This window comes from Paenibacillus sp. VMFN-D1, from assembly GCF_003386155.1.
Taxonomy (GTDB): Bacteria; Bacillota; Bacilli; order Paenibacillales; family Paenibacillaceae; genus Paenibacillus_AQ; species Paenibacillus_AQ favisporus.
This window is the reverse complement of the sequence record NZ_QRDU01000001.1, coordinates 3150807-3176069: the sequence shown is the minus strand read 5'-3', so window position 1 is coordinate 3176069 and position 25263 is coordinate 3150807. Positions and strand designations below refer to the sequence as shown.

General features: G+C 53.7%; 22 protein-coding genes. 17 read left to right on the top strand and 5 right to left on the bottom strand.

Annotated features, from left to right (window positions below):
• The gene (locus C7820_RS14580; RefSeq protein ID WP_258875239.1) at positions 1-1644 is read left to right on the top strand and encodes a type 2 periplasmic-binding domain-containing protein; all 1644 of its coding nucleotides are present in this window, start codon (positions 1-3) and stop codon (positions 1642-1644) included.
• Positions 1645-2042: 398 nt separating this feature from the next.
• Here C7820_RS14580 and C7820_RS14570 read toward each other — a convergent pair whose 3' ends face one another.
• Together C7820_RS14570 and C7820_RS14565 are read right to left on the bottom strand one after the other, a co-directional pair.
• Positions 2043-3161, bottom strand: coding sequence for a DUF4179 domain-containing protein (locus C7820_RS14570; protein ID WP_181909034.1), 1119 nt, complete (start codon positions 3159-3161; stop codon positions 2043-2045).
• Entirely contained in the window at positions 3158-3703 is a 546-nt protein-coding gene (locus C7820_RS14565; protein ID WP_251674148.1) for a sigma-70 family RNA polymerase sigma factor, read from the bottom strand. Before C7820_RS14565 ends, C7820_RS14570 begins: the two co-directional genes overlap by 4 nt.
• A 172-nt stretch (positions 3704-3875) precedes the next feature.
• Here C7820_RS14565 and katA point away from each other — a divergent pair, with 172 nt between their 5' ends.
• The 6 genes from katA to C7820_RS14535 all read left to right on the top strand — a co-directional run bounded on the left by katA (position 3876) and on the right by C7820_RS14535 (position 10808).
• Positions 3876-5336, top strand: coding sequence for a catalase KatA (gene katA / locus C7820_RS14560; protein WP_116231479.1), 1461 nt, complete (start codon positions 3876-3878; stop codon positions 5334-5336).
• Between the two features lie 459 nt (positions 5337-5795).
• Positions 5796-6494: a response regulator transcription factor gene (locus tag C7820_RS14555; protein WP_116231478.1), complete on the top strand. Its 699-nt coding sequence runs from the start codon at positions 5796-5798 to the stop codon at positions 6492-6494.
• A gap of 2 nt (positions 6495-6496) precedes the next feature.
• The gene (locus C7820_RS14550) at positions 6497-7531 is read left to right on the top strand and encodes a sensor histidine kinase (RefSeq protein WP_258875238.1); all 1035 of its coding nucleotides are present in this window, start codon (positions 6497-6499) and stop codon (positions 7529-7531) included.
• Between the two features lie 196 nt (positions 7532-7727).
• A complete protein-coding gene (locus tag C7820_RS14545) occupies positions 7728-8513 on the top strand; it encodes an ABC transporter ATP-binding protein (protein ID WP_116231477.1) in 786 nt (261 codons plus the stop codon).
• On the top strand, positions 8500-10431 hold the full coding sequence (locus tag C7820_RS14540) for an ABC transporter permease (protein WP_116231476.1): 1932 nt from the start codon (positions 8500-8502) through the stop codon (positions 10429-10431). Before C7820_RS14545 ends, C7820_RS14540 begins: the two co-directional genes overlap by 14 nt.
• A 44-nt stretch (positions 10432-10475) precedes the next feature.
• Positions 10476-10808: a YxeA family protein gene (locus C7820_RS14535; RefSeq protein WP_116231475.1), complete on the top strand. Its 333-nt coding sequence runs from the start codon at positions 10476-10478 to the stop codon at positions 10806-10808.
• A gap of 302 nt (positions 10809-11110) precedes the next feature.
• On the opposite strand, the gene C7820_RS14530 is transcribed toward C7820_RS14535, so the two are convergent.
• Positions 11111-12094 carry a bile acid:sodium symporter family protein gene (locus tag C7820_RS14530; protein WP_116231474.1) on the bottom strand — a complete coding sequence of 328 codons (984 nt, stop codon included), beginning with the start codon at positions 12092-12094 and terminating at the stop codon, positions 11111-11113.
• Between the two features lie 257 nt (positions 12095-12351).
• On the opposite strand from C7820_RS14530, the gene C7820_RS14525 reads away from it, so the two are divergent.
• The 4 genes from C7820_RS14525 to C7820_RS14510 all read left to right on the top strand — a co-directional run bounded on the left by C7820_RS14525 (position 12352) and on the right by C7820_RS14510 (position 17043).
• A complete protein-coding gene (locus tag C7820_RS14525; RefSeq protein WP_116231473.1) occupies positions 12352-13353 on the top strand; it encodes a LacI family DNA-binding transcriptional regulator in 1002 nt (333 codons plus the stop codon).
• A gap of 327 nt (positions 13354-13680) precedes the next feature.
• The gene (locus C7820_RS14520) at positions 13681-15039 is read left to right on the top strand and encodes an MFS transporter (RefSeq protein WP_116231472.1); all 1359 of its coding nucleotides are present in this window, start codon (positions 13681-13683) and stop codon (positions 15037-15039) included.
• 23 nt (positions 15040-15062) lie between these two features.
• The gene (locus C7820_RS14515; RefSeq protein WP_116231471.1) at positions 15063-15908 is read left to right on the top strand and encodes a sugar phosphate isomerase/epimerase family protein; all 846 of its coding nucleotides are present in this window, start codon (positions 15063-15065) and stop codon (positions 15906-15908) included.
• 40 nt (positions 15909-15948) lie between these two features.
• On the top strand, positions 15949-17043 hold the full coding sequence (locus tag C7820_RS14510; protein WP_116231470.1) for a Gfo/Idh/MocA family protein: 1095 nt from the start codon (positions 15949-15951) through the stop codon (positions 17041-17043).
• Positions 17044-17117: 74 nt separating this feature from the next.
• Here the strand turns inward: C7820_RS14510 and C7820_RS14505 are convergent, their stop codons facing one another.
• Positions 17118-17888: an SDR family NAD(P)-dependent oxidoreductase gene (locus C7820_RS14505; protein WP_116231469.1), complete on the bottom strand. Its 771-nt coding sequence runs from the start codon at positions 17886-17888 to the stop codon at positions 17118-17120.
• A 149-nt stretch (positions 17889-18037) separates the two neighbouring features.
• Between C7820_RS14505 and C7820_RS14500 the strand changes: the two genes are divergently transcribed.
• From C7820_RS14500 to C7820_RS33850, 3 genes are all read left to right on the top strand, one after another.
• Complete coding sequence (locus C7820_RS14500) at positions 18038-18622, top strand: TetR/AcrR family transcriptional regulator (RefSeq protein ID WP_076168866.1); 585 nt, start codon at positions 18038-18040, stop codon at positions 18620-18622.
• 52 nt (positions 18623-18674) lie between these two features.
• Complete coding sequence (locus C7820_RS14495) at positions 18675-19319, top strand: alpha/beta hydrolase (RefSeq protein ID WP_116231468.1); 645 nt, start codon at positions 18675-18677, stop codon at positions 19317-19319.
• Between the two features lie 203 nt (positions 19320-19522).
• A complete protein-coding gene (locus C7820_RS33850) occupies positions 19523-19741 on the top strand; it encodes an SRPBCC domain-containing protein (RefSeq protein WP_258875237.1) in 219 nt (72 codons plus the stop codon).
• Positions 19742-19854: 113 nt separating this feature from the next.
• Here the strand turns inward: C7820_RS33850 and C7820_RS14485 are convergent, their stop codons facing one another.
• Positions 19855-20508: a cell wall hydrolase gene (locus C7820_RS14485; protein WP_258875236.1), complete on the bottom strand. Its 654-nt coding sequence runs from the start codon at positions 20506-20508 to the stop codon at positions 19855-19857.
• A gap of 277 nt (positions 20509-20785) precedes the next feature.
• Here C7820_RS14485 and C7820_RS14480 point away from each other — a divergent pair, with 277 nt between their 5' ends.
• The 3 genes from C7820_RS14480 to C7820_RS14470 all read left to right on the top strand — a co-directional run bounded on the left by C7820_RS14480 (position 20786) and on the right by C7820_RS14470 (position 25180).
• A complete protein-coding gene (locus C7820_RS14480) occupies positions 20786-23038 on the top strand; it encodes a helix-turn-helix domain-containing protein (RefSeq protein WP_116231466.1) in 2253 nt (750 codons plus the stop codon).
• A gap of 259 nt (positions 23039-23297) precedes the next feature.
• Positions 23298-24272, top strand: coding sequence for an ABC transporter permease (locus C7820_RS14475; RefSeq protein WP_116231465.1), 975 nt, complete (start codon positions 23298-23300; stop codon positions 24270-24272).
• On the top strand, positions 24266-25180 hold the full coding sequence (locus tag C7820_RS14470; protein ID WP_397334142.1) for a carbohydrate ABC transporter permease: 915 nt from the start codon (positions 24266-24268) through the stop codon (positions 25178-25180). Before C7820_RS14475 ends, C7820_RS14470 begins: the two co-directional genes overlap by 7 nt.
• The last annotated feature ends 83 nt before the right edge of the window (positions 25181-25263 follow it).

Genomic DNA, 25263 nt, shown 5'->3' with positions numbered 1-25263 from the left:
ATGGGAAAGCAAAAACGGCTTCGTAAGATGAGGGGCAAATGGGGACCGCTCACGCTGTCGCTCGTGATGGCTGCGGGTTTGCTGAGCGGATGCAGCGGCAGTGCGTCGGAAGGGGAAGCGGAGAACAAGACCGACAAGCTGGCGAATCTGAACGAAACGGGCATGCCGATCGTGAAGGAACCGATTGAGCTGACCTTTTTCACAGGCAAGTCGCCGACTAACGGCAGCAAATTTGAAGATACGCTGATTTGGAAAACGTACAGCCAAATGTCGAATGTCCAGGTGAAGTTCAATCTGGTGCCGTTTGAAACGCTGACCGAGAAAAGGAACCTGGCGCTGGCGGGAGGCGACTATCCGGACGTCTTTTATTCGGCGCGCGTCGGATCGGCTGAGCTCGCCCGGTATGGGCAGCAGGGCGTCTTCATCCCGTTAAACGACCTGATCGATAAATATGCGCCCAATTTCAAAAAGCTGATGGAGAAATATCCGGACATCCGCAAAGGGCTGACGATGCCGGACGGCAACATTTATTCGCTTCCGTCCTTCTATGACCCGGATCTTCTCTCCATGCTGATCGGCACGCCGCTGTGGATCAACCAGGATTGGCTGAAGAAGCTGGGGATGGAGGAACCGCAGACGAACGAGGAATTTTACAAGTACCTGCAGGCGGTCAAGGCGACGGACCTGAACGGGAACGGCAAGCATGACGAGATTCCGTTCAGCGCGGGCGGCGTCACGTCACTGATCGATCATATGAAAGGGGCCTGGGGGCTCGGTACAAGCGGCCTTGGGCATAAGCTGGTGGATGTGGACCCCGATACAGGTAAGCTTCGCTTTATCAAAACCCTGCCGCAGTACAAAGAGGTGCTGCAGTTTATAAGCAAGCTCTATAAGGAGGGGCTGATCGATCCCGAAATATTTACAATCGAGGGCAGCGCCTTGAACGCCAAGGGTCAAGCCGGTCTGCTTGGTTCAACAGTGGTGCCGAATCCTGAAACCGTGATGGGGCGTAAGGAATTTACGGGACTCGGGGCCTTGAAAGGGCCGCATGGTGACCAGCTGTATGCCCATGTCAAAGTTCCGATGGTGCATGTCGGCGCTTTTGCCATTACCAATAAAGATCCGTATCCGGAAGCTACGATCCGCTGGATGGATTACTTCTACAGCGATGAAGGCGCCAAGCTGTATTTCATGGGCAAGGAGGGGGAGACGTATACCAGTGACGCGAGCGGCAATTTGAAATACGTGGACGAAATCACGAACAATCCGGACGGGCTGACGCAGGACCAGGCATTGGCCAAATACTTCACCTGGCTGGGTGGAAGCTATCCGGGCTTCGTGACGGAGAAGTATTTCAAAGGGTCGGAGACGCTCCCGAATTCCATGGCCGCGGCCGAAAAAGCCAAGCCTTACGCGGTGAAGAACATCCTGTATAACTTTAACTATACGCCGGAGGAGACGGAGGTCATGTCTTCCATCGGCAAGGACATCGAGGATTACACCGCGGAAATGGAAGCAAAATTCATTAACGGCTCCGCGTCTTTCGATCAGTGGGACGGGTACGTTAATAACTTGAAGAAAATGGGACTGGACCAGTACATGTCCGTGTATCAGGCGGCTTATGATCGGTATCAGGCGGAATAAATCAATCATACTGAGTTTGGAATTCTTCCGGGAACAATGATGACAGGTACACAAGAAAAAATAGTTCCATCCTCATCGGGGAAGAACCGGCCAACGGCCGGTTCTTTCTTCTGACTATCGGCGGATTGTCAATGATCAGGGCCGGTGCGCTGCCTGCAGCAAATGGCTGTCTACGCTGCGGGCGGGCCGAGTTTCTACAGTCTCTCGGATGCTTCGCAGGATCATTATTTAGACATGCTCATACAGCAGGCGATTCAGTCTGGAGAAACCGTCGTTTCTTCACGTCAAGTTTGGTCAGGCGATGAGTAGATGAAGATCCCGATGGCCGAGCCGGATCATAAAGCTTAAGGCAAAAAAACCGCGATATAATCGCGGTTTTTTCCTTTTCATTACAGCGCTCATTTGATTTTCAGTTCAACGACGGGCAGATCCTTTAGCGGTTTGGGGGCACCTGTGTCCGAATCGATGTACATCTTCAGCACAAGCGAGCGGGGTTTGTCGAGCATGCTGCTGCTGAATATTTGCTGGAAGCCCTCGTCGGTCCCGTTTCCGGCAACCGGATTCAGCTGCACGGCCCTTCCATTTCTGTTAGTGGAGACGATGGTCATGTAACGGAGTTTATCCCAGATGGATTGCTTGGTTTTGAAATCCAATTCGCTGCCGTTATCGATCACGAAGGTGGCACGCGTCAACAACGGAGACATTTCCACCTTGGAGAGAACAACCTTATGGCCATCGATGCTGATAGAACGATCGGGCTGCATAACAAAGGTCGGCGCCTTTTCAAATTTTGGTTCTAAATCAACTTCAATTTTCATACGGTCGGAATAACGGAAATCCGCAGCGACCGTCCCGGTTTTCGGGTCGCCCAGTTTTCCGGAATTTACGGAGGCCACCTGAAAATCGACCTCAACGCGGCTCGGAAAAGGCTGGCTGCGGTCAAGCATCACCGTGCTTTGACCGGACCAGCTGCGACCGTCGCCGTTGCCGATCTGAAATTTGGAATTCAGGAGCTTGCCGGAATTTGAGTCGGTCACTTTTGCGCTGTTTACCTTGTAGATCTCCTGACCGGACTCTGCTGTGGCGGTGTACAACAGCATGATCTTGTTTTCATCAGCCGTGACGGCGTCCAGGGTAATTTGGTAAGGACCGGAGGAAACCGACTTGTTGACGATTTGGATGTAATCGTTGCGTACTGCGGATTCGAGTGTCACATGGTCCACGTCTTTGGTGGATAGGGCCCTGTACCTTTCCAATGCGCCCCAACTCATATCCTTCGCCGTATGCGGTGCAGGAATGCCGATCGGGCCGCCTTGCCACCATCCGGCACCCAGCAGCACGGCCATCACCACTGCAGCGACGGCATAGGGCAGAAAACGCCGCTTCCGCGAAGCTGATCTATTCGCGAACCCGCGCCGGATCGCCTCGGTAGCTTCCGGGTCGCCGATTTGCATCCTTTCCCGCCGGAGCTGCGCCGCGTCGGTAAGCAGGGCTTGTTCTTCAGGGTTCGTGTTCATTCCCAATCCCTCCGATTCTTCATCCATTTGCGGAGCTGGCCAAGCCCCTTATGCTGCCACGTTTTGACTGTGCCTTCCGGTTTGCCGAGAACCGCGGCGATTTCCGTGAGCGTCAGGTCGTTGTAGTATTTCAGGATCAGCACATGGCGGTATTTCGGCTTCACCTTTTCCAGCAGGGGACCCATGGCGACCTTATCGTGGTTGAATACTTTGAATGCATCATGAGGCTGGCTAATCTCCTCAAGCTGCTCATCCACGGTAGGAACGGCCCGCTTCCTGCGCCGCTGCTCATCGATGCATACATAAATGAGAATGCGGATGAGCCAAGCCTTCAGCGCCCTGCCGTCTTTCAGCGTCGAGCGTTTGACCCATGCCCTGCACGTCATTTCCTGCAGCGCCTCCAGGGCATCATGACGATTGCGCAAATAGCTGTAAGCGATGTTCAGCAGCGTTTCCCGGTGCTCCATGATGGCGTCATAAACATCGGTTTCTAATCCGGCTTGTCCCATGCTAACCTTTTTCATTTCTGCGTGAGAGCCCAAGCGGGCAGCCCTCCTTTCTTTGTCTCTGTGGTACAGACGGACCAACACTTCAAACGGTTTTAAAAATATTATTTATAATTATTCTAAATAAATATTGACTTTAAATTGATAAGTGTTATCATTTGTTTATGAGGTTTTTTGATGATCATTTTACGAAAAAGGTGGAGAGCTAATGAGTACAAATCATTCCGATTCCAATAAACTGACAACGAGCTGGGGAGCCCCGGTTGGGGACAACCAAAATTCCATTACGGCCGGACATCGCGGTCCTACCCTGATTCAAGATGTTCACCTGCTGGAGAAATTAGCCCACTTTAATCGCGAGAGAGTTCCTGAGCGTGTCGTTCATGCGAAAGGTGCCGGAGCGCACGGTTATTTCGAAGTGACCAACGACATGTCTAAATACACCAAAGCGAAGCTGTTCCATGACAAGGGCAAACGAACCGACCTCTTTATCCGGTTTTCGACCGTTGCTGGAGAACTGGGCTCCGCAGACACCGTCCGCGACCCGCGCGGATTTGCTGTAAAGTTCTACACTGAAGAAGGCAACTACGATATCGTAGGCAACAATACGCCGATCTTTTTCATCCGCGACGCGATCAAATTCCCGGACTTTATCCATACTCAAAAGCGCGATCCGAGAACGCACCTGAAAAATCCGAACGCCGTATGGGATTTCTGGTCCTTATCCCCTGAATCGCTGCACCAGGTTACTTACCTGATGGGCGACCGCGGCATTCCGGCGACGCTGCGTCATATGCACGGTTTCGGCAGCCATACATTCAAATGGGTCAACGAGCAGGGTGAAGCCGTGTGGATCAAGTACCATTTTAAAACAGACCAAGGCGTGAAGAACCTGGATCCGGATCTGGCGGCAAAGCTCGCAGGTGAAAATCCCGACTACCATATTCAGGACCTGCAGCAGGCGATCGAAGCAGGGGACTATCCGTCCTGGACGCTGTATGTTCAGATCATGCCGCTGGAGGACGCAAACACGTACCGGTTCGATCCGTTTGACGTGACGAAGACGTGGTCCCAGAAGGATTATCCGTTAATCGAGGTTGGGAAAATGGTGCTCGACCGGAATCCGGAAAACTATTTTGCCGAAGTGGAGCAGGCCACGTTCTCTCCGGGCAACCTCGTTCCGGGCGTTGAACCGTCCCCGGACAAAATGCTGCAGGGCCGCCTGTTCGCCTATGCGGATGCGCACCGTTACCGTGTAGGGGCGAACCACAACCAGCTGCCGATCAACCGTCCGAAGGTACCGGTCAACAACTATCAGCGCGACGGATACATGAATTCGGGTACGAACGGCGGCGGATCGGTCTATTACGAACCTAACAGCTTCAACGGACCGAAGGAAGATCCGCATGCCCGGATCACTCCGTTCGAGGTTGACGGCTATGCTGCACAAACGGCGTACGATCACGATGATCACTATACGCAAGCCGGGGACCTGTACCGCTTGATGAGCGAAGAAGAGAAGGCCCGCCTCATCCGGACCATCGTGGAAGCGATGAAGCCGGTAGAGCTGGAGGAAATTAAGCTGCGCCAGATCTCCCATTTCTACAAAGCTGATCCGGATTACGGAACCCGCGTTGCCGAAGGTTTGGGCTTAACCGTCCAAGCGTAAAGCGGCAGCAGCGGTTTTGCCCCTTAAGGGCGGCAGCCGCATGGATCGAGGCGTGCGAACAAATGAAAGGGAGGGTGATCCGGCATGATGCTTCAGCCAAGTGTATGCCCCATGTGCCACCAGCCGATCAAAAATTTGAAGCATACGATCATTTGCGGCTGCGGGAGCAAAATCAAAACCAAAATCAAATTCAAGTAACATGAAGAAGCTTACCCTTCGCGTCAAGGGTGAGCTTCTTTTTTTGATATAATAGACGCGGTCTTCTTGCTCTCGCAGGAAATACCCCCGCCGAATTGCTGTCCGGCTTCCTTGATTCCTTGATGCGGCAAGGACTGATAAACGGCTGGTTGCAAAAAAGAGGCTGTATGTTTATATTAAAACACACCACTTTATGATCGAAATGATAAGGTAAGGTCTACACGTAATTCTGAAGGGTTTGTGATGCGGAGTGTTGATCGTATGGAAATGAACATTTTTATTGTGGAGGACGACGCCTCCATATTTGAAGCATTAAGGCAGAGGCTGGAGAAATGGTCGCTGCGGGTCACCGGTCCCCGTGATTTCGGCGACGTCATGGGAGACTTTTTGAAGCAGCAGCCCCACCTGGTCATTCTTGACATTCAGCTTCCCCGTTATGACGGTTTTTACTGGTGCAGAGAGATTCGGGCGGTCTCCAAGGTGCCGATCCTGTTTCTTTCTTCCAGGGATCATCCGATGGATATGGTGATGGCTATGAACATGGGAGCGGACGATTATGTCCAGAAGCCGTTTCATATGGACGTGCTGCTGGCCAAAATCCAGGCCGTTCTGCGCCGTACTTATGCCTACGGAGAAGAGGCAATGGATGTCATCGAGTGGAATGGGGCGCTCCTCGATTTGAAACGCGGGGTGATCCGCAGGGACGGCCGGGAGGCGGAGCTGACAAAGAACGAATTTTACATCCTAACGGTTCTTGTTGAAGCCAAAGATGAAATCGTTACCCGCCAAGACCTGATCCGGAAGCTCTGGGAGGACGAGCATTTCGTCAATGACAATACACTGACGGCCAATATTACCCGGCTGCGTCAGAAGCTGGCCCTTCTTGAACTGGATGGAGCGATCATCACGAAAAAGGGGATCGGGTATATGGCGGTAACGCTGGAAGGAGGCGGGACTTAGGCGTGTTTATCCGTTATGTCCGGAGCATGCTCAGCTGGATTTTTTTCATTGTGATGCTGCTGGGAGTGACCGACCTGCTGATATTCCTGGATCGGGGAATTTCCATACAGGGAAGCTCGTTCGTGTATTTGAACCTGCTGTTCCTGCTGGCATTTATCGGGTTCTTCATTTGGCGCTACTTGAGAGAAACGAAATATACCTCGCAGCTTGACGCGCTTGCCCGCGATATGCAGGATGATTGGCTGGAGGCGCTGCCCAGGCCTGAATATGTACGGGACGAGACCGTCGACGACGTGCTGCGTGCGGCGGATCTGCATTATAAACGAAAAATCTCCGATCTGAAAAAAACATGGCTCGTCCAAAACGATATGACGGCTTCATGGATCCACGAAGTGAAAGCACCCCTGACGGCCATGAAGCTGGCCATCGATGCGCATCCCCGGGATCCGGTCATGCGTACCTTAGAAGCTGAATGGCTGCGCCTGCACCTCCTTGTTGACCGGCAGCTGTATATTACGCGCCTGCCTTCTTTGGAATCGGACTACGTTCCGGAAGAAACGGTGATTCAGCGGCTGGCGGCTAAAGAGGTACGTGAACTGGCCTCGTGGTGCATGGCCAAGAACCTGGCAGTCGAGTTCGAGGGGGACGAAGCGCAGGTAACCACCGACAGCAAGTGGTGCAGGTTTATGATCCGCCAAATCCTGATTAACGCCGTAAAATACAGCCCGGAAGGGGGCACCATTTGGATTGCTTCGGAGAGAATGCCAGCAGGCAACGTCGTGCTGGTCATAAAAGATGAGGGACCCGGCATTCCGGCACACGATCTGCCCCGGATTTTTGACAAAGGCTTTACCGGAGGCAATGGCAGGCTCCACAACGCCGCAACGGGCCTTGGATTATATTTGGCGCGGGTCGTGGGAGACCGGATCGGAGTAACCCTTGAGGCGGAATCCGCTCCCGGAAAAGGAACCGCGATGCGCCTGATTTTTACGGCAGCTAATGCGTATGAGAAGGTCCAGAAGGAAAGGTACAGGTAAATAGTTTGGTGGCCGGCCGGGGAAAACCCGGCCTTTTTGTTCGTAAATGGATGCGCATAAGCAATGCCGCAAAGGAACGAAGGGGTTTCAATGTGACGAAATTGTCATGCCGGGGGCGCTCCTTGTCACCTAAAACGTGCGACAACCCGGTCAAGGGACGGGTACAATAAGGCCATAGCCGAAGTGGAGGTTCAATATGAATACAACTTTTTCGCCAAAAACGATGCTGCACGCCCAGGATTTGCGCAAGTCATACGGGAGCAAGGGCAGTGCGCAGCAAGTGTTGAAAGGAATCGACCTACGCGTGTGCGAGGGCGAATTCGTCGGCATCATGGGGCCGTCCGGATCAGGGAAAACGACCCTGCTCAACGTTCTGGCGACCATCGACCGTCCCACCGAAGGAACGGTACGCATCGAGGACGCCGACGTGTCCGGCATGAAAGACGCCGAACTGTCTTCCTTTCGCCGCAACAAGCTGGGGTTCATCTTCCAGGATTACAACCTGCTCGATACGCTGACCGTGAAGGAGAACATCCTGCTGCCGGTTTCCCTCGGCAAACGGAAGTTCAAGGACGCGGAAGCCGAATATCAGGCCATCGCCGGCATTCTCGGCATCCGGGACCTGGCCGGTAAGTACCCGCATGAGATCTCCGGCGGGCAGAAGCAGCGGACATCGGCCGCCCGCGCTTTGATCCACCGCCCTGCGATGGTCTTTGCCGATGAACCGACCGGAGCGCTCGACTCGAAGTCTGCTTCTGCGCTGCTTGAAACCATTGCGGATCTCAACCGGGAACGTCAGGTCACGATCGTCATGGTTACCCACGATCCGGTAGCTTCAAGCTATTGCAGCCGCGTCGTGTTCCTCAAGGACGGCCGGATTTACTCCGAGCTGTACCGCGGAGATAAATCAAGACAGGCTTTTTTTAAGGACATCATGGATGTGCAGGCTGTTCTCGGGGGTGACACGGTTGACGTTGTTTGAGCTGGTCATTCGCAGCATGCGTAAAAACGTTAAGCAGGACTATCTGTATTTCTTTGCGCTCATTTTCAGCACAAGCTTGTATTTCGTGTTTGCAACGCTGCAGCATGACCCGTCCATTGCGGGAATGTCGGGAACGGATGTTCATTTTGCCACGGCCTTCAAGGTTGCCGGGATTCTGCTGCTCGCCATCGTCGCGGTCTTTACGGTCTATGCGAACAGCATTTTCCTGAAACGCCGCAGTAAAGAGATCGGGTTGTACCAATTGATCGGTTTAACCCGTAAGGGAGTGGTGCGCTTCCTCATGACTGAGAACGTGCTGCTTGGCGTCGGTGCGCTGCTGCTCGGCATCCTCTGCGGAGCCGCCTTATCCCGGATTTTCCTGCTGATCCTGCTGAAAATTCTGGGGTTTGACGGCATGGTTGCACTGAAGTTCTCCATGACTGCGGTCGTGCAGACCATCGTCGTATTTGCCGCACTCGTGCTGCTCACCTCAGTCCAGATGGTGCGCAGCGTGTACCGCAGCACCTTGCTCGAGCTGTTTCACGCCCGGAATCAAGCGGAGCATCCCCGGAAGCCGAGCGGCTTTCGGACGGGCCTTTTAGCAGTGCTAGGGATTGCCCTCATTGTTTATGGCTACGTTCTGTCAGGACGTATGGTCAACCAAATGCTGTTCTTGAACATGCTGCTGGTGCTGCTGGCGACGATTGTAGGGACCTATCTGCTGTTCAGAATCACGATCGGCTGGTTATTTTACCGGTATCGGAAAGGACGCAACGGCCATCTTGGCTTGACGAACAGTCTGTCGCTGGCGCCGCTGATGCACCGGATGAAGGGTAACGCCAATTCGCTGACCCTGATCACTGTGCTGTCCGCCATGACGCTGACGATGGTCGCCTTGACCTACTCGCTTTATTATTCGGCCGGGAGCGATACGCGGATCTCACTGCCGTACGATGTCGTGTTTGAAAATGATGAACAGGCATCGGCTTCGTTCCGCGGGGATCTGCAGAAAGCGGGAATCTCCTTTGTTCGTACGCCGGTGGAAGCCTTGCGGGTGATCGGCGAAATCCGGGACCCGGCGCATCCGGCGGAAACCGGTGCACAGGGACTCCTCTTTCTGCCGGCGGAGCAGTTGAAGGCAGCCGGAGCGGATATCGCGGTTCCCGGAGCAGGCGAAGCCTGGCTGTTTGACGGACGGGCTCGGCTGAACGCGCTCGGAAGCCAAGACGACTCGAACGAACCAAAGCAAATCGTGCTGGAGACCAATGGAAAGAGTCAAGTCTTACGATTGACGGAAAGCGTGGACAAGTTCGCCATGAATTACAACGTCTACGGCGCTCAAATTGTTACTTCGGCCTCGACCGTCAAAGCGCTTAAGGAGAAGAAGGGCTCATTAACCAAGGGCGAGACGGTTACGTTCGATACGTACAGGTTCCCGGATCATGCCCAGCAGGCCAAAGCTTCGGCACTGTACGCGAAATACGTGGCGAAGGATGACTTTAAGCCCGACTTTTATTCGGAGTATCGGGCTGCGCTTCAGTCGTTCGGATTGTACATTTTCATCTCGGGCTTCCTTGGGCTGGTCTTTCTGGTCTCCACCGGCAGCATCCTGTACTTCAAACAAATCGCGGAAGCGGAAGAGGAGAAGAGAAGCTTCGTGACGCTAAGGCAGCTTGGGTTTGACGTGAAGGATATCATGAGGGGCGTTGCCCGGAAGCAGCTGTTTGTCTTTGCAATTCCTCTTGTCATCGGGCTTATGCATTCCATTTTTGCCGTGAAGGCCGCTTCCGTCCTGGTGCTCTCAAGCATTGCCTTGCCATCGGCCATTGCGATGGGAGCGTACGCCTTGATTTACTTCTCTTTTGGTGCATTGACGATCGGCTATTACCGAAAGCTGGTCAAGTCAGCTATGCATTGAAACCATTTGATAGGGTCCAACAACAACGCAAAGGAGCGATCGATATGAAAAAAGGCGGGGCGGTAGCTGCGCTGATCATTATCATATTGGCGGTGTTTCTTGTCATGTCCGCCAGAGACGTCGTGGACCGGTTCAATCCGCTGGTCCCTCAGGAAGACGTCTTTGTCCGGATCGATAAGCCGGCAGAGAACGATAATGGCCGATATAAGTATGAGCTCACCGGCTACAATTCGGAGGGCAAGAAGAAAAAGGTTATTTTCACATCAAGCACACAGCTTCCGGAGGGAACTTATTTAAAGGTATCGGCCAAAGGAGCTTACACAGAGAGCTATACGAAGGTGAAGGAAGAAGACGTTCCTAGGAACATCACTTGGTGACTAGTCAATGTAGATATAGGATAGCGGGACGCTCACTTGGATGAAGTGGGCGTCCTTTAGCGTCGTCAAAACGATATAGGCGATACCAACAACGACCACCCATATGACATAAAATGAGGAATATAAACGAGGGTCTGGACGGCACGCTCGAATCTGCTGCTTTATGCCGTGAACGGGTGGATCTGCAGCGAATAGTCATCTGTTGCGCTCGTTGTTTCAGGTTGCGGTAACCTGCCAAAACGAAAAAAATCCCGTACAGTCGAATGACTGCACGGGATCGTTGTGCTCCTCCTGCAGGATGCTTACAGTGCGCGAGTTTGCGTTTTCCCCGATTCTTCCCGCCGGATGCGCAGCTGCGTGCGGCGGCCAAGCAGGAGTCCGACCAGAGACGCCATCATCTGCTGGAAGACCATGCCCAGAACGACGGGAACGGCGACCGGTGCGGGAAAATAGGAGACGGCCAGGACGGCGCCCGCGCTGATGTTGCGCATCCCGCCGTTGAAGACGAGGGCGACCTGCTCCGGCTCGCCCCAGCCCATCAGGGCGGAGATCGCAAAGCTCAGCAGGTACCCGGCCGCGGCCAAAAAGACGATAACCGCAGCGATGCCGACCAGCCGGGGGCTGATGTCGGACAGATAGGGGGCGACCACGGAGCCGTTGATCATGATGACCAGCGCCATGGCCAGTTTGGAGAACGGATTGAGGCGCGGTCCCCAGACCGGAACGATGGCGCCTTTGCTCCATTCGTTCAAGGCCATGCCGAGCAGGGAAGGGACTACGATCATGCCGAACAGGCTGCTGATCATCGGCAGGATGTCCATATGAACGCTCGTTCCAATCAGCAGCGACAGGATGCCGGGAACGGCGAAAGGCGCGATCAGCGTGTCGACCAGGATGATGGACAATGTCAGCGCGATATGGCCCTTGTACAGGCTTACCCATACGAAGCTGCTGACCCCCGTTGGGATGACGGCGGCAAGCACAAGCCCGGTGATCGTATAAGCGTCGAGCGGGAATAGAACCTTGCCCGTGCCGAGGGCGATCAGCGGCATGATCACATGCAAAACCAGCAGGCAGGCAAAGAGCGGAAGCGGCCTTTTCATGACACTGAGAAAATCCTTGAAGCTTAAGCTGATGCTTCCGGCAAATGTCATAAAAGCAAACAGCCAGGGAGACATGAACGTATACGAAGACAGCAAACCTCCGCATAAGACGCCGATGACGATGCTGGCTGGCGTAATCAAAGGCATGATTCGGTTGAGTCGGGCATTCAGTGATTGCAGCATAAGCAGTCCGTCCTTATGTTTTAGTATTCATACATTATACATGGCATGGCAGTATTGAAAAAGGCTGAATCTGCCAGTTGGGCACAGGCGAGCTGTTTGATTTCGGCATCAGGTCTGCTGATCAAGGGCATACCGCGGACGGCGTTCTCTATGAAAATATGGAGCTTCAGCCAACCATGTAATTGGAATTGGCCTTGAAATCTATGATAAAATGAAAGATAAACCCAATTGTACGGTGTAAAGGAGGGGCCTATTATATGAGACCCATACAGTTCGTGGCCAAGACGGCCGGCGTGTCCGTTGCGACCGTGTCCCGGGTGCTGAACAACAGTCCCCTCGTCAAGGAATCGACGCGCAAGAAAGTGATGGAAACGATCAAAGCGCTGGAGTATGAGCCCAATTCCCTCGGCAGGGAATTAAGAAGAGCGGAGACGCGCCGCATTATGGTGCTGACTCCGAGCCTCGTCTTTCCAATTATGGCGGACGTGTATAAGGGCATACAGGATGTAGCTCAGAAGAACGGATACCAGGTGCTGGTCTGCGCCTCTGAGGACGACCATGATAAGGAAGAAGAGCTGCTGCAGATGCTCAAGAAAAAAATCGTCGACGGCGTCATCATTGTGGCCTCCACCTTGAGCGCGGAGGAGCTGGATCAGCTGGCGAAAGATTACAGCATCGTGCAGTGCTCGGAATATGAGCAGGTGCAGCACGCTTACAGCGTTTCGGTCGATAATGAGCAGGCAGCCTTTGATGCGGTGTCCCACCTCCTGTCTTTGGGTCACCGGCGAATTGCCATGGTTAAAGGGGGAAACGCGAAGAGTTCTTCCGCCGCCCGGGAGCAGGGGTACCGGCGAGCGCTGGAATCGGCGGGGATCAAGGTGCGCCAGGAGTGGATCAGGGAGAGCGACTACGAGTACCAGAACGGGTACGACCTTGCCGTCGAATGGCTCCAAGCTGCGGAGCATCCGACCGCCATTTTCTGCTCCAGCGACGCTACAGCCATCGGCTGTGTCAACGGGGCGATATCGCTGGGCAAATCGGTGCCGGATGACGTCGCCGTCGTCGGATTCGACGATACGGTGGAATCGCTGATGAGCCGGCCGCCTATCACGACGGTACGCCAGCCCAAGTATGATCTCGGCCGTGCCGCGATGGAGGCGCTCCTGCAAAGCTTGCGCGGAGAAGCGGGCGAGAACAAGACGATCCTGCTGCCCCATGAAATCGTCATCCGGGAGTCGACGGCAAAGCGCTCCCGCTGACAGGTGAAAAATGGGGGTTGCGCTCTTCATAGAAATCGCTTACAATATCGCTTAAAGAAACGGTTACCAAGCAGCCGTTTTTTTAAAACCGCTGAAATGTAATGCGTTACATTTCTGGATCCGGATTCGCGCGAATCAAAGGTACCGCTTAGTAAAACCAACCAGCAAGGGCAATATCTCTTTTTCATACCTTAAAATGTAACGCATTACATTTTGCCGGAGGAAGGGTGACTTTCCGGATTCACCCGGGGGAAGAAAAGCAAGCATGTTCATCAGGATAGGAAACCGAGAAACCGCATTGTAAAACACAAAAAGTGGTGATGAGACATGGCTCAAGCGGCGGGAAAGCTGTCCTTAAGCGAAAAAATCAGTTACGGCTTTGGAGATTTGGCGTCCAACTTCGTCTGGGGGATGACGACAAGCTATCTGCTCTACTTTTACACGAATGTGTACGGCCTGGCCGCCACGGCCATCGGCACCTTGTTTCTGATTACAAGAATTCTTGACGCGGTGATCGACCCGGTGATCGGGGTCATGATCGACAAGACCAGCAGCCGGTTCGGCAAGGCGCGGCCGTTCATTCTCTTTTTGACGATCCCGTTCGCGATCTTCAGCGTCTTAACGTTCATTACGCCGGATTGGTCGGAAGGCGGGAAGCTGATCTACGCCTATTTGACCTACCTGATTCTTGGGATCCTGTATTCCGGCGTCAACCTTCCTTACGGCGCACTGATGCCGATGATGACCAAGGATCCGGAGGAGAAAAACCAGCTCAGCAGCTTCCGGATCATGGGGATGGCCATTGGGGCTATCGCGGTATCGGCGCTCACCAACCCGCTGGTGAAATGGATCGGCGGCGGGAACGACCGCTTGGGGTTCCCGGTTACGATGGGCATTTTCACAGTCGTCGCCGTCGTGATGTTTTATGTGGTGTTTCTCAAATGTAAAGAACGGTTCTCGGAGAGCGCCGAGAAAACCAAAGAGTTTAACACGCTCACATCGGCCAAGCATATGTTTGGCAATCAGCCTTGGGTGATGATCGCCCTGAACTCCCTCTTCATGTTTCTGCGGATCGGCGTCGTGTTCGGCGTGCTGGTGTATTTCGTTCAGTACGTTCTGGGCCAGCCCGAAATGATCCCGCTGTACCTGACACTCGCGAATGTCGCCAACTTTGCCGGAGGCGCACTCGCCCCGTTTGTACTCAGAAGGCTTGGTAAGCGTAACGGCAGCATCTTGGCCTTGACCGGCGCCGTGCTGCTGTACGGATTGCTGTTTTTCCTGGAGAGCAGTCCGCCATTTCTGTATCTCGTCATTTTCTTTATTGCCAACATAGGCATCGGCATTAACAGTCCGGCCAACTTCTCCATGCTCGCCGATACGGTGGATTACCATGAATGGAAGTTCGGCCACCGGTCCGAAGGCATGCTGTATTCGGCTTACAGCTTCGCCACCAAGTTCGGCATTGCCGTCGGCGGCTCCGTTGTCGCTTATGCACTTGGTTTCGCCGGATATGATCCCGATGCGGTTACGCCGCAGGCGACCGATATGATCCGCGTCCTGTTCTACCTGGGACCGATCCTGCTCACCATTCTGCAAATCGGTTGTCTGGTGCTGTATAAGCTCGACAAGGAGCATAAGCAGATTGTTCAAGATTTGGACCTGCGCACATCGTCGGTCAAAGCCTAAATTTTATAGAGGAGTGATTTTACATGATTCAAATTCCAGTCGGTCTGCAGCTGTTTTCGGTACGGGAAGCGCTGGCTAAAGATTTCGCCGGGACGCTGCAAAGCATAGCGGATATCGGATACAAAAACATCGAGTTCGCGTTTCATAACATCCGGGAAGACGGCACGTTCGAAGTCGACTACACGGCGGCGGAGCTGAAGGCCATGATGGACAAGCTGGGCCTGCAGGTGGTTACGAGCCACGTGGCCTATCATCCGAATCTGGATCTGGATGCGGTCATCCGCTATAACGCGGAGATCGGAAGCAAGGGCATCGTTATGCCATGCGCCTTTTTCCGTGACCGGGAGGATGCGGTGGAATTGGCCAAATGGCTCAATGCGTCCGGACGCAAGTCCAAAGAAGCAGGTATCCAGTTCTACTTCCATAACCATTTTCATGAGTTCCAGCAGTTTGACGGCCAGACCGTTATGGACATTCTGCTGGAGCATACCGATCCGGAGCTGGTTCAGATTGAATTCGACACGTTCTGGGCGCTGCGCGGCGGCGTGGATCCGATCGCTTTTATGGACAAGTACGGCAGCCGGATCGGGCTTCTTCACCAGAAGGATCTTGCCCCGTCGGCCAATCCGGTGAATCTGCTGGAGAAGGTTTCAGGGCATCTTACCGATGAAGTGGTGTTCTCAGCCGCAAACCAGGAGGATTTCACCGAGATCGGCGCAGGCGTCATGGACATTCCGTCGATTCTGAAAAAAGCGGAAGAGCTCGGAACGGTTCAATACATTATCGTGGAGCAGGATCAGACCGTAAAAGGCGAGCTGGCCAGCGTGAAGGAAAGCTTCGACAACATCCAGCGGCTGCTGGCACAGTAAGGCAGAACTTCGGATAGACATCCAACCGGGAGGGAACCAGATGACTACTTTGAAAATCGGCATTATCGGATGCGGCGGGATCGCTAAGGGCAAGCATTTGCCCGCGCTGGCCAAGCAGCGGCACAAGGCGGAAATGACGGCATTTTGCGACATCGAGCTGGATCGCGCGGAGCTTGCGGCCAAGGAGTATGGAACGGAAGAAGCCAAGGTATATACGGATTACAAGGAGCTGCTCAAGGACCCGTCGATCGACGTGGTGCATGTGCTTACCCCGAACAGCACGCATGCCGTCATTACGGTCGCCGCGCTGGAAGCCGGCAAGCATGTCATGTGCGAAAAACCGATGGCGATGAATACCGCCGAGGCGCAGCAAATGCTGGATGCGGCAAAACGCACGGGCAAAAAACTGACGATCGGCTACCAGAACCGGTTCCGTTCGGATTCGAGAGCGCTGTATGCGGCATGTGAACAAGGGGATCTTGGCGAGGTTTATTTTGCGAAGGCGCATGCCATCCGCAGACGCGGAGTTCCGACATGGGGCGTGTTTATGGATATCGAAAAGCAGGGCGGCGGCCCGTTGATCGACATCGGCACGCATGCCTTGGATCTGGCCCTGTGGACCATGGACAATTATAAGCCGAAGCTCGTCGTCGGGTCCGCGTTCCATAAGCTGAAGGATAAGATGGACGGCAACATGTTCGGTCCGTGGAATCCGGAGGAGTTCAAGGTGGAGGATTCGGCCTTTGGCTTCATTAAGATGGAAAATGGAGCGACGATTACGCTGGAAGCTTCGTGGGCGCTGAACATGATCAACGCGAAAGAAGCGCAGGTCACCCTGTGCGGTACCGAGGGAGGGGCCGAAATGTTCGGCGACGCCTGGGATAACAAGGGCACGGTGACGTTTAACCATACCCGGTATGGGCAGCTGGTCGAAACAAGCACTTCTGTAGGGGGCGGCATCGCCTTTTATGAAGGAGAATCGCTGAACGCCGGCGAACTCGAGGCGAAGCAGTGGATCGATGCCATTCTGGAAGATCGGGAGCCGCTGGTTAAGCCGGAGCAGGCGCTTGTGGTGACGCAGATCCTCGAGGCCATCTACAAATCGTCGGAAACCGGCAATGCGGTCGCATTGTAATCATCTATATATATGAAGAGAACTGCCTGTTCCCCGTGATGTGGACAGGCAGTTCTTCGTTTCGGGCAGGGACGTCAGATTAACATGCCTCCGGAAACCTCGATCCGCTGCGCGTTCACCCAGCGGTTGTCTTCGGAGAGGAGGGAAGCAATCATCGGCCCGATGTCATCCGGAAGTCCGGCACGTCCAAGCGCCGTCATGCCGGCGATCTGCTGATTCAGCTCGGCGTTGTCGCGCACCATGCCGCCGCTGAAGTCGGTCGCGATCGCTCCAGGTGCCACCGTATTGACGGCGATGCGGCGTTCGCCGAGCTCCTTGGCCAGGTACCGGGTAAGCACCTCGACCGCGCCCTTCATTGAAGCATAAGCGGCGCTTCCCGGGATGCTCATGCGCGTCAGCCCCGAGGAGATGTTCACGATGCGCCCGCCATCGTTGATGAGGGGGAGCAGCTTTTGCGTCAGGAAAAAGACGCCCTTAAAGTGGACGTTGTACAGCTGGTCCAGTTCTTCTTCGGTTGTCTGCTCGATGGAGTTGTGATGCGAGGTTCCGGCATTGTTAACCAGGTAATCGAACCGCTTCGCCCCAAGCTCTGCTAAAACTTGGCGGACGTTCTGGACGAAACCGTCAAAGGAAGAGGTGTCTGCCGTGTTCAGCTGCAGGGCGACAGCTTCCCGCCCCAGATCCCGGACGGACTGGACGACTTGCTGCGCTTCGGATTCATTGGTGTGATAGGTAAAGATCGAATCAACGCCGCGCTTGGCAAGCTGAAGAATCGTATTGCGGCCCAGACCGCGGCTTCCGCCGGTCACGAGTGCGATTTTTCGATCAGAGGTTTGTAAAGTCATTCAAAGGACCTTCTTTCCATTGATTTTTCCAGTGACGAGGTTTACTAACTAACTGGTTAGTTCATAATATATAACTAACTAACCGGTTTGTCAATGGCTTAAAAATCGTGATATAGTAAATCCTATGCAAAAACACGGGAGGAACCACTATGCGTAACGCCGAAGCTACGAAAGAGAAAATACTGGAGGCGGCCATGGCCGAGTTCTCCGCCTACGGAATTGCCGGCGCCCGGGTGGACCGGATCGCCAAGATGGCGAAGTGCAACAAGAACATGATTTATATTTATTTTGAAAATAAAGAGCAGCTCTTCTCGACCGTGCTGGAAATGCATTTGACGAGAGTGTACGAGGAGTTTGCCTTTACTCCGGAAGATCTTCCCGGGTATGCCGCACGGGTTTTTGATTTTATGATGGCCAATCCCGACCTGATGCGGCTGATGACATGGTTTACGCTGGAGCAGAAGACGGAGCAGCTGGATCAGAGGAAGGAAGCCCATAACCGCAAGATTGCGGAGCTGGCGAAAGCACAGGAGGCCGGGCACATCGGAACGGATTTTTCCCCTGCGTTTCTTCTGACCAGCATCATGGTTCTGGCCACGGCCTGGATGCCGACCAATCCGTTTGGTCCATCGATCGATCCGGCTAGTAGCGGCAAAACCGATGAGCTGCGGGAAGCGATCATGAGGGCGGTCGGACGGTTGGCAGGCGAACCTGCATCTAAGGAAAATCGCTGATCCAGGAAAAATGGGAACCCTCATTAGATATGTCCGAAAGGGAGGTTTTTGGATGAAGATCATGGCAGACTGCGTGCAGGGCTATAAAGACAGGAAAATATCTTATACCTTATTGTCTAAAGCAGAATCCAACTCCAGCGGCTTGGCGATCATTTTTCCGGGACAGGGGTACACCGCACAGGCACCTCTTTTGTACTACTCCATGGGGATTTATCTAAACCAAAATTACGACGTGCTGCAGGTGAACTATCAGTATAATGATCCGTTCTACCGGGAGTTCGGCTTTGATGAGATGGCCGAAGCGATCCGCATCGATGTCGGCGCCGTGATCGACCATGTACTGCAGAACGCATCCTACGACGACTACATTCTGATCGGCAAGTCCATTGGAACGATTGCGCTTGGGTTTGAGGTGCAGCGTGATCTGTTCCAAAAGGCCAAGGTCATCTGGTTTACTCCCCTGCTGGGCAGAGATTTCGTCTGGAACGCGATGATGCACAGTAAGCAGAGGAGCCTATGCTTCATCGGCGACAACGACAGCTGCTATATCGAGGAGAGATTTCAGCAGCTCCGGGCAAATCCGAATCTGCTGCTGCGCTTGATCCCCGGCGTGAATCACGGTCTGGAATACGAAACCGATCTTTTTGCGTCGATGGACGTGTTAAAACAGGTGATGAAGGAAGTCGAAGCATTTTAGTCCGGTATTTCATTCAAGCCCGCTCTAGGAGCGGGTTTTTTTGTAACGACTCCGGATTTATTGGCCCGCTGGTGGGGGCCTCACGGGTTCACGAATACGTTCCATGAAATCGACATCACGCCGGGCGGAGCCTGAAAATTCACCATGCACGGACCGGATGGCCGGGATTATCCAAACGAGAGCGTTTTGTAGAAATTGTCCCTATGGAGCGGGTCGTCCTGGAACATCTCTCCGAGCCCCAGTTCCGTGTTACGGCGACGTTTGAAGAAGAAAAGGGCTGGACTAAAGTTGTTTTTCGCCAGACGTTCAAAAAGGAAAAGCAGTTTGAGCAGATCAAACAAATGTGTATCAACGGCAATGAGGAAAATTTCGACCGGTTCGGCCAACTGCTGGAGGAAATGAAGTCCGGCACCGCGGGTTAAGCGCAGCTTAAGGGGAGCGGGATGTGACAGTCAAGGCAGGTGGCATTCACGATGTTACTGCCGTAATAAAAAAGGCCCAGGGGCATGATCCCTTGGGCCTATGTACGTTGAAATCAAATGGCAAATACATGACGTCCGATATTTACGGTACGGGCGCGCGTCCAAATCCACTTGTTCGTTGCCGTTTTCGGGTTATAGTAGTAGAGCGAGTTATTGGTCGGGTCCCATCCGCGCACCGCGTCGATGGCGGCACGGTAGGCAGTCCGGTTCGGCTTCATGCCGTACTGGCCGTCGCTGACGGCGGTGAATGCGTTCTTCTGAAAGACGACGCCTTGAATCGTGTCCGGGAACTCGTCCGACTGAATCCGGTTCATGATGACGGCACCGACGGCTACCTGTCCTTTATAGGACTCGCCGCGGGCTTCAGCGTAAATGATTTTCGCCATAATCTCCATATCGTTTTTGCTTAAGGTGTACTTCCGGAGCTGTCTCCATGTAGCGGGACCGACCGTGCCATCCGCAGCGGCGCCGTACTCCCTCTGGAATTCCTTGACGCTGGCTTCCGTGCCGGGGCCGTATTTTCCGTCAAGCGCACCGTCATAGAGACCGAGCACCTGCAGCCGGTACTGTAAATCAGAAACTTTGGGATCCTCGCTCCCTAATTTAAGGACGGGAGCCGCTTCGGCATGATCAGCCTTCCACGCGAAGCTTTGAATGACTAAGAGGACGACGAGGATCGAGGTAACTGCCCATTTTTTGGTTGTCATCGAAATCATCTCCTTCACGAGGCATTATAACGGGAGGAGGACGGACAAGGCAAAGCCATAAACTGGAAAATATGTGGTAAAACCTTGCGGCTCTAAGCGAAATTTTGGAAAATCGGCGGGATTAAAATGATGGTGTGGGGTCGTTTTTTTACACGTTATGCATTTGGAACTAATGAATTCGGGGCCGAGGGATGCTATAATTGAACAAAATTGAAAGCGTTTTACTAGAGTGGGAGACAGGAGCTTTAGGAGCCTTACATAAGGAGTGCAAGAACGGATGGGGAAACGGAATTGGTTTTACCGCCAGCTTTTTTCATATATGCCGGCTTTCTTAATCGTCATTTCGTTTATTTTTTTCGTTTTCTTTCAAATGCTGGGGGATCAGAGCCGCAAGGAAGCCGTAAAAGCCAATGAGACGCTGATGCTGCAGGCGATGAGCTCCATTGACTCTTCCCTGAAAACGATCGAGCAGATGCTGATGACGGAACTGCTGAATAATCCGGATTTGTCGACTTTTTACAAGAGCGGAACCGAAAACGACTATTACCTGAACATCCGCATCGTCAAGTTTATGAATAACTTCAGAAATGCGTATCCCTTGGTGGATTCCATTTATCTCGTCCGGTCCAGCGACGGATTTGTGCTGAGCAATGCGACCAGCTCCGGCCTGGAAGATTATCCGGATGCGCCTTTTATCAAGCCGTATATCGAGCAGGCGAAGAAGGATGAGGGCTGGAGTGGTGTCCGCCCTTTCGAGGAGTTCAGCATCAAAGGGCCGAAGCGGGTCGTGAGCCTTGCGCTGAAGGCGCCTTTCCTGAAGACCGGGCAGGGATTCCTGGTTGTGAACGTAACGGCGGATGGGCTGAGCCAGTTGATCGAAGGTATGTACAGCCGGGATGTCAGCTACATCCATATCATCGACAAATCGGGGGCAGACGTGCTTCCGAACGGTACATCGGAGCAGGAGCGCAGCATCGTGTCGAGCGCGATTTCGCCCGTGACCGGCTGGGATTACCAAAGCGGACTGATTAACGGAAAATGGGTGGACGTAGCCAGCCAGCTCTATAACGTCTGGTTCATCCTCGGTATCGTTATGATCGCCGCAGGCGGCTTGTGGATCGTCTATGCCGCACGGAAAAATTACAAGCCGATCGAAAGGATCGTCACCCAGGTTCAGAAGTTATCCCAGACGAAGGCGGCGGCCTTGATGCAGGGCAGCGGCCAGGACGAGTTTACCTTTTTACAGTCCGCCATTAACCAGATGCTGGAGCAGTCCAACACCTATCAGCGCCAGTTCCGCGAGGATCTGCACGTCAAGAAGGCGTATTTGTTCCAGCAGCTGGTCGAAGGGCAGCATTTACCGAAATCCGAAGAATGGGAAGCCCTGCGGGACACGATGCAGCTCAACGATCTCGACATGCCGCAGGTCTTGTGCGTCGTAGAAATCGACAAGTTTGCTTCGTTCTGCAGCCAGTTCACCCAAGAGGACCAGTACTTGATGAAGTTCGCCCTGAAGAGCGTTATCCAGGAAACCGCCCAGGAGCACGGAGGGATCGTGTGGACGGAATGGATTTCCGGCGACGGGCTAGGAGTGCTGGTGCAGATCGAGGAGACGGACGATCCCCGCGGCCGGGTCACGGATATGCTGGACCATGCAAGGAGATGGGTGCAGGAGCATTTGAAGCTTACCGTTACGGTCGGTGCGGGGGCGGCAGCCCGGTGCCCGGCGGAAATTCCGGAATCTTACGCCCAAGCCCAGCAGGCTCTGAAATATAAAATGGTTCTCGGCAGCAACCGGATCATTTTCTACGATTCGCTGGCCAAAGAGGATCAGGGAGCCATGTTCGACTATTTTCAGCTGGTCCACTCGATCGCCCAATCGTTCCGGCTCGGCAAGCCGGACTGGAAGGACAAGTACGGCCAGTTGATTCAAGGCATCGGGCAGCATCTGCTGAGCCGCGACCATATCGTCAGCCTGGCGGATTATTTGATCTATTCCATCGGGCGGGAAATGGGCAAATTGACGAAGGAATACCAGGAGCTGTGGGAGGAGACCGGGCACCGTCCCCTGCAGCAGGCGCTGCACGCGTCCGATACCTTTGAGCAGGTGGAAGAGAGCTTCATGAAGACGCTGGAACGGTGTTATGAACAGCTGCTGCAAATTCAGGTCACCCGAAATCATTCGGATACGATCCGCAAGGTCCGCGAAACGATGGAGCGGGAATTCGCCAATCCGGATTTGTCGCTTGATTTTCTCAGTGAACGGTTCGATCTTCCCTCCAAAACGCTCAGCAAATTGTTCAAGGAGGAAACCGGGCAGAAGTTCGTGGACTATCTGATCGAGCTTCGGGTCGGCCGCGCGCGGACGCTGCTGGAGAATACGGACCATGCCGTCCAGGAAATCGCCGAAGAGGTCGGGTATGTGAACGTTATTTCGTTTGGTCGGATGTTTAAAAAAATCGTGGGCCTGTCCCCGGGGGAATACCGTGAACACATCACCCGGGCAGAGCGGGATTCAGCCGCTCTCTGACAGGCCGTTTGCGCCGGTTCCTCAAGGTGCCGTATCCCGCCGGGACAGATCCCTGCGGGATTTTTTGTGGGTATGGACCAAGCCGGAAAGAAAAAAGTTGCACGGAGAAAAAGGTTTAGCCCTTCAGATTGTTCCTATGGGAACGCCGATTCAGTAACATGGCGGAAATAAGTTGACCGGGCGAAAGTTGTATATTGAACGCATCCGTGCCGTGCCGATAACATGAAGGCAACACAAGCGCAAAGGAGAGTCGGCAGGTATGGAAGCAACTCGCAGCAAGGCGGCTTCGCCGCATCCCCCCGGATTGGCCGCCCGCCGGAAGAGGGCGGGGTCACAGGCCGGCCGGAAAATCAGGAAGCACTGGCAGTTTTATTTGCTCGTCTTTCTTCCTCTGCTTTATATCGTCATTTTCAAGTACGTGCCGATGTTCGGCGTCATCATCGCATTTAAGGAGTACAACGTCGTACAGGGCATCCTCGGCAGCCCGTGGGCCGGGCTGAAGTACTTCAAGCAGCTGTTCGATACCCCGTTCTTCTGGCAGTACTTTAAGAACACGCTCGAAATTTCGCTGTACGGCATGGCGATCGGATTTCCGGCGCCGATCATTCTGGCGCTGGCGCTGAACGAAATTCGCAACGGCTTGTTCAAGAAATCGGTCCAAATGATTACCTATGCCCCTTACTTCATATCAACGGTCGTGATCGTCTCGATTCTGATCGTCAACTTGTCGCCAAACGTCGGGCTCCTCAGCAACATCTTCAGGTCGCTCGGGATGGAGCCGATCGATTTTATGGGCAAGGCGGGGTACTTCAAAACGATTTACGTCCTCTCGGATGTGTGGCAGTTCACCGGCTACGGGGCCATCATTTATATCGCGGCGCTGTCCGGGGTCAATCCCGATTTATACGAGGCTGCCAAGGTGGACGGAGCTTCCCGGTTTCAGAAAATTGTCCATATCGACCTTCCCAGCCTCGTTCCGGTCATCGTCATTATGCTGATTCTGAACCTGGGACAGATCATGGGACTGGGCTTCGAGAAGATCTACTTAATGCAAAATCCGTTGAACCTGAACACGTCGGAGGTCATTTCGACTTACGTCTACAAGATCGGCTTGCTGGGTGCCAATTTCAGCTTCTCGGCCGCGATCGGGCTGTTCAACTCGGTCATTAACTTTGTGCTGCTGATCCTTGTCAATTTCATCGCCAAAAAGATCTCGTCCAACAGTTTATGGTAGGAGGTGCGAAAACCGTGCAATCAACGAAAATACGCGAAGCGGTAGCGGACCGGCTGTTTCTGGGCATCGTCTACCTGTTTTTATCGCTGGTGCTGATCGTCATTTTATTTCCATTGCTGCATGTGCTGAGCGCATCCTTCAGCTCGCCGGCGGCGGTGACGTCCGGGAAGGTGTGGCTCTGGCCCGTGAATTTCAGCCTGGTCGGCTACAAGGCGGTATTCCAAAATTCCGATATTTTGATCGGATTCGGCAATTCGCTTTTTTATTCGGTCGTGGGTACGCTCATTAACGTTTCGTTCACGGTGATGCTGGCCTATCCGCTGGCACGCAAAACGTTTTACGGCCGCGGGCTGATTATGGTGCTGATCGTGTTTACGATGTTTTTCGACGGCGGGCTGATTCCGAACTATCTGCTCGTCAAATCCCTGGGTATGGTCAATACGAGATGGGCTATGATCATCCCTGGCGCGCTGGCCGTGTTTCAGGTCATTATCGCCAGGACGTTCTTCCAGTCGCTTCCCGACGAGCTGGCCGAGGCCGCTGAAATGGACGGGTGCAGTGACATGAGATTTTTTCTGCAGGTTGTACTGCCGTTATCCAAGCCCATCCTTGCGGTATTGTTCCTGATGTATGCCATCGGGCATTGGAACGCTTACTTTAATGCACTCATTTACCTGAAGGACAACAGTATGTTCCCTCTGCAAATCTTCCTGCGGAACATTCTCATCCTGAACTCGGAAAATTCCGACATGATGACCAATGTGAACAGCCTGCTCGTGCAGCAGGGGCTGAAGGATTTGCTGAAATATTCGCTTATCGTCGTCTCCAGCGCGCCGGTGCTGATCATTTATCCGTTTGTCCAGAAGCATTTTGTTAAAGGAGTCATGATCGGATCGCTGAAGGGATGATGGCGGTGAACGGAATTTCGTAAGGGGGGTGTGACCGGGTTAACGCTGCAGGATGTTTTGAAGTGGTCATTTGTAAGGGGGCA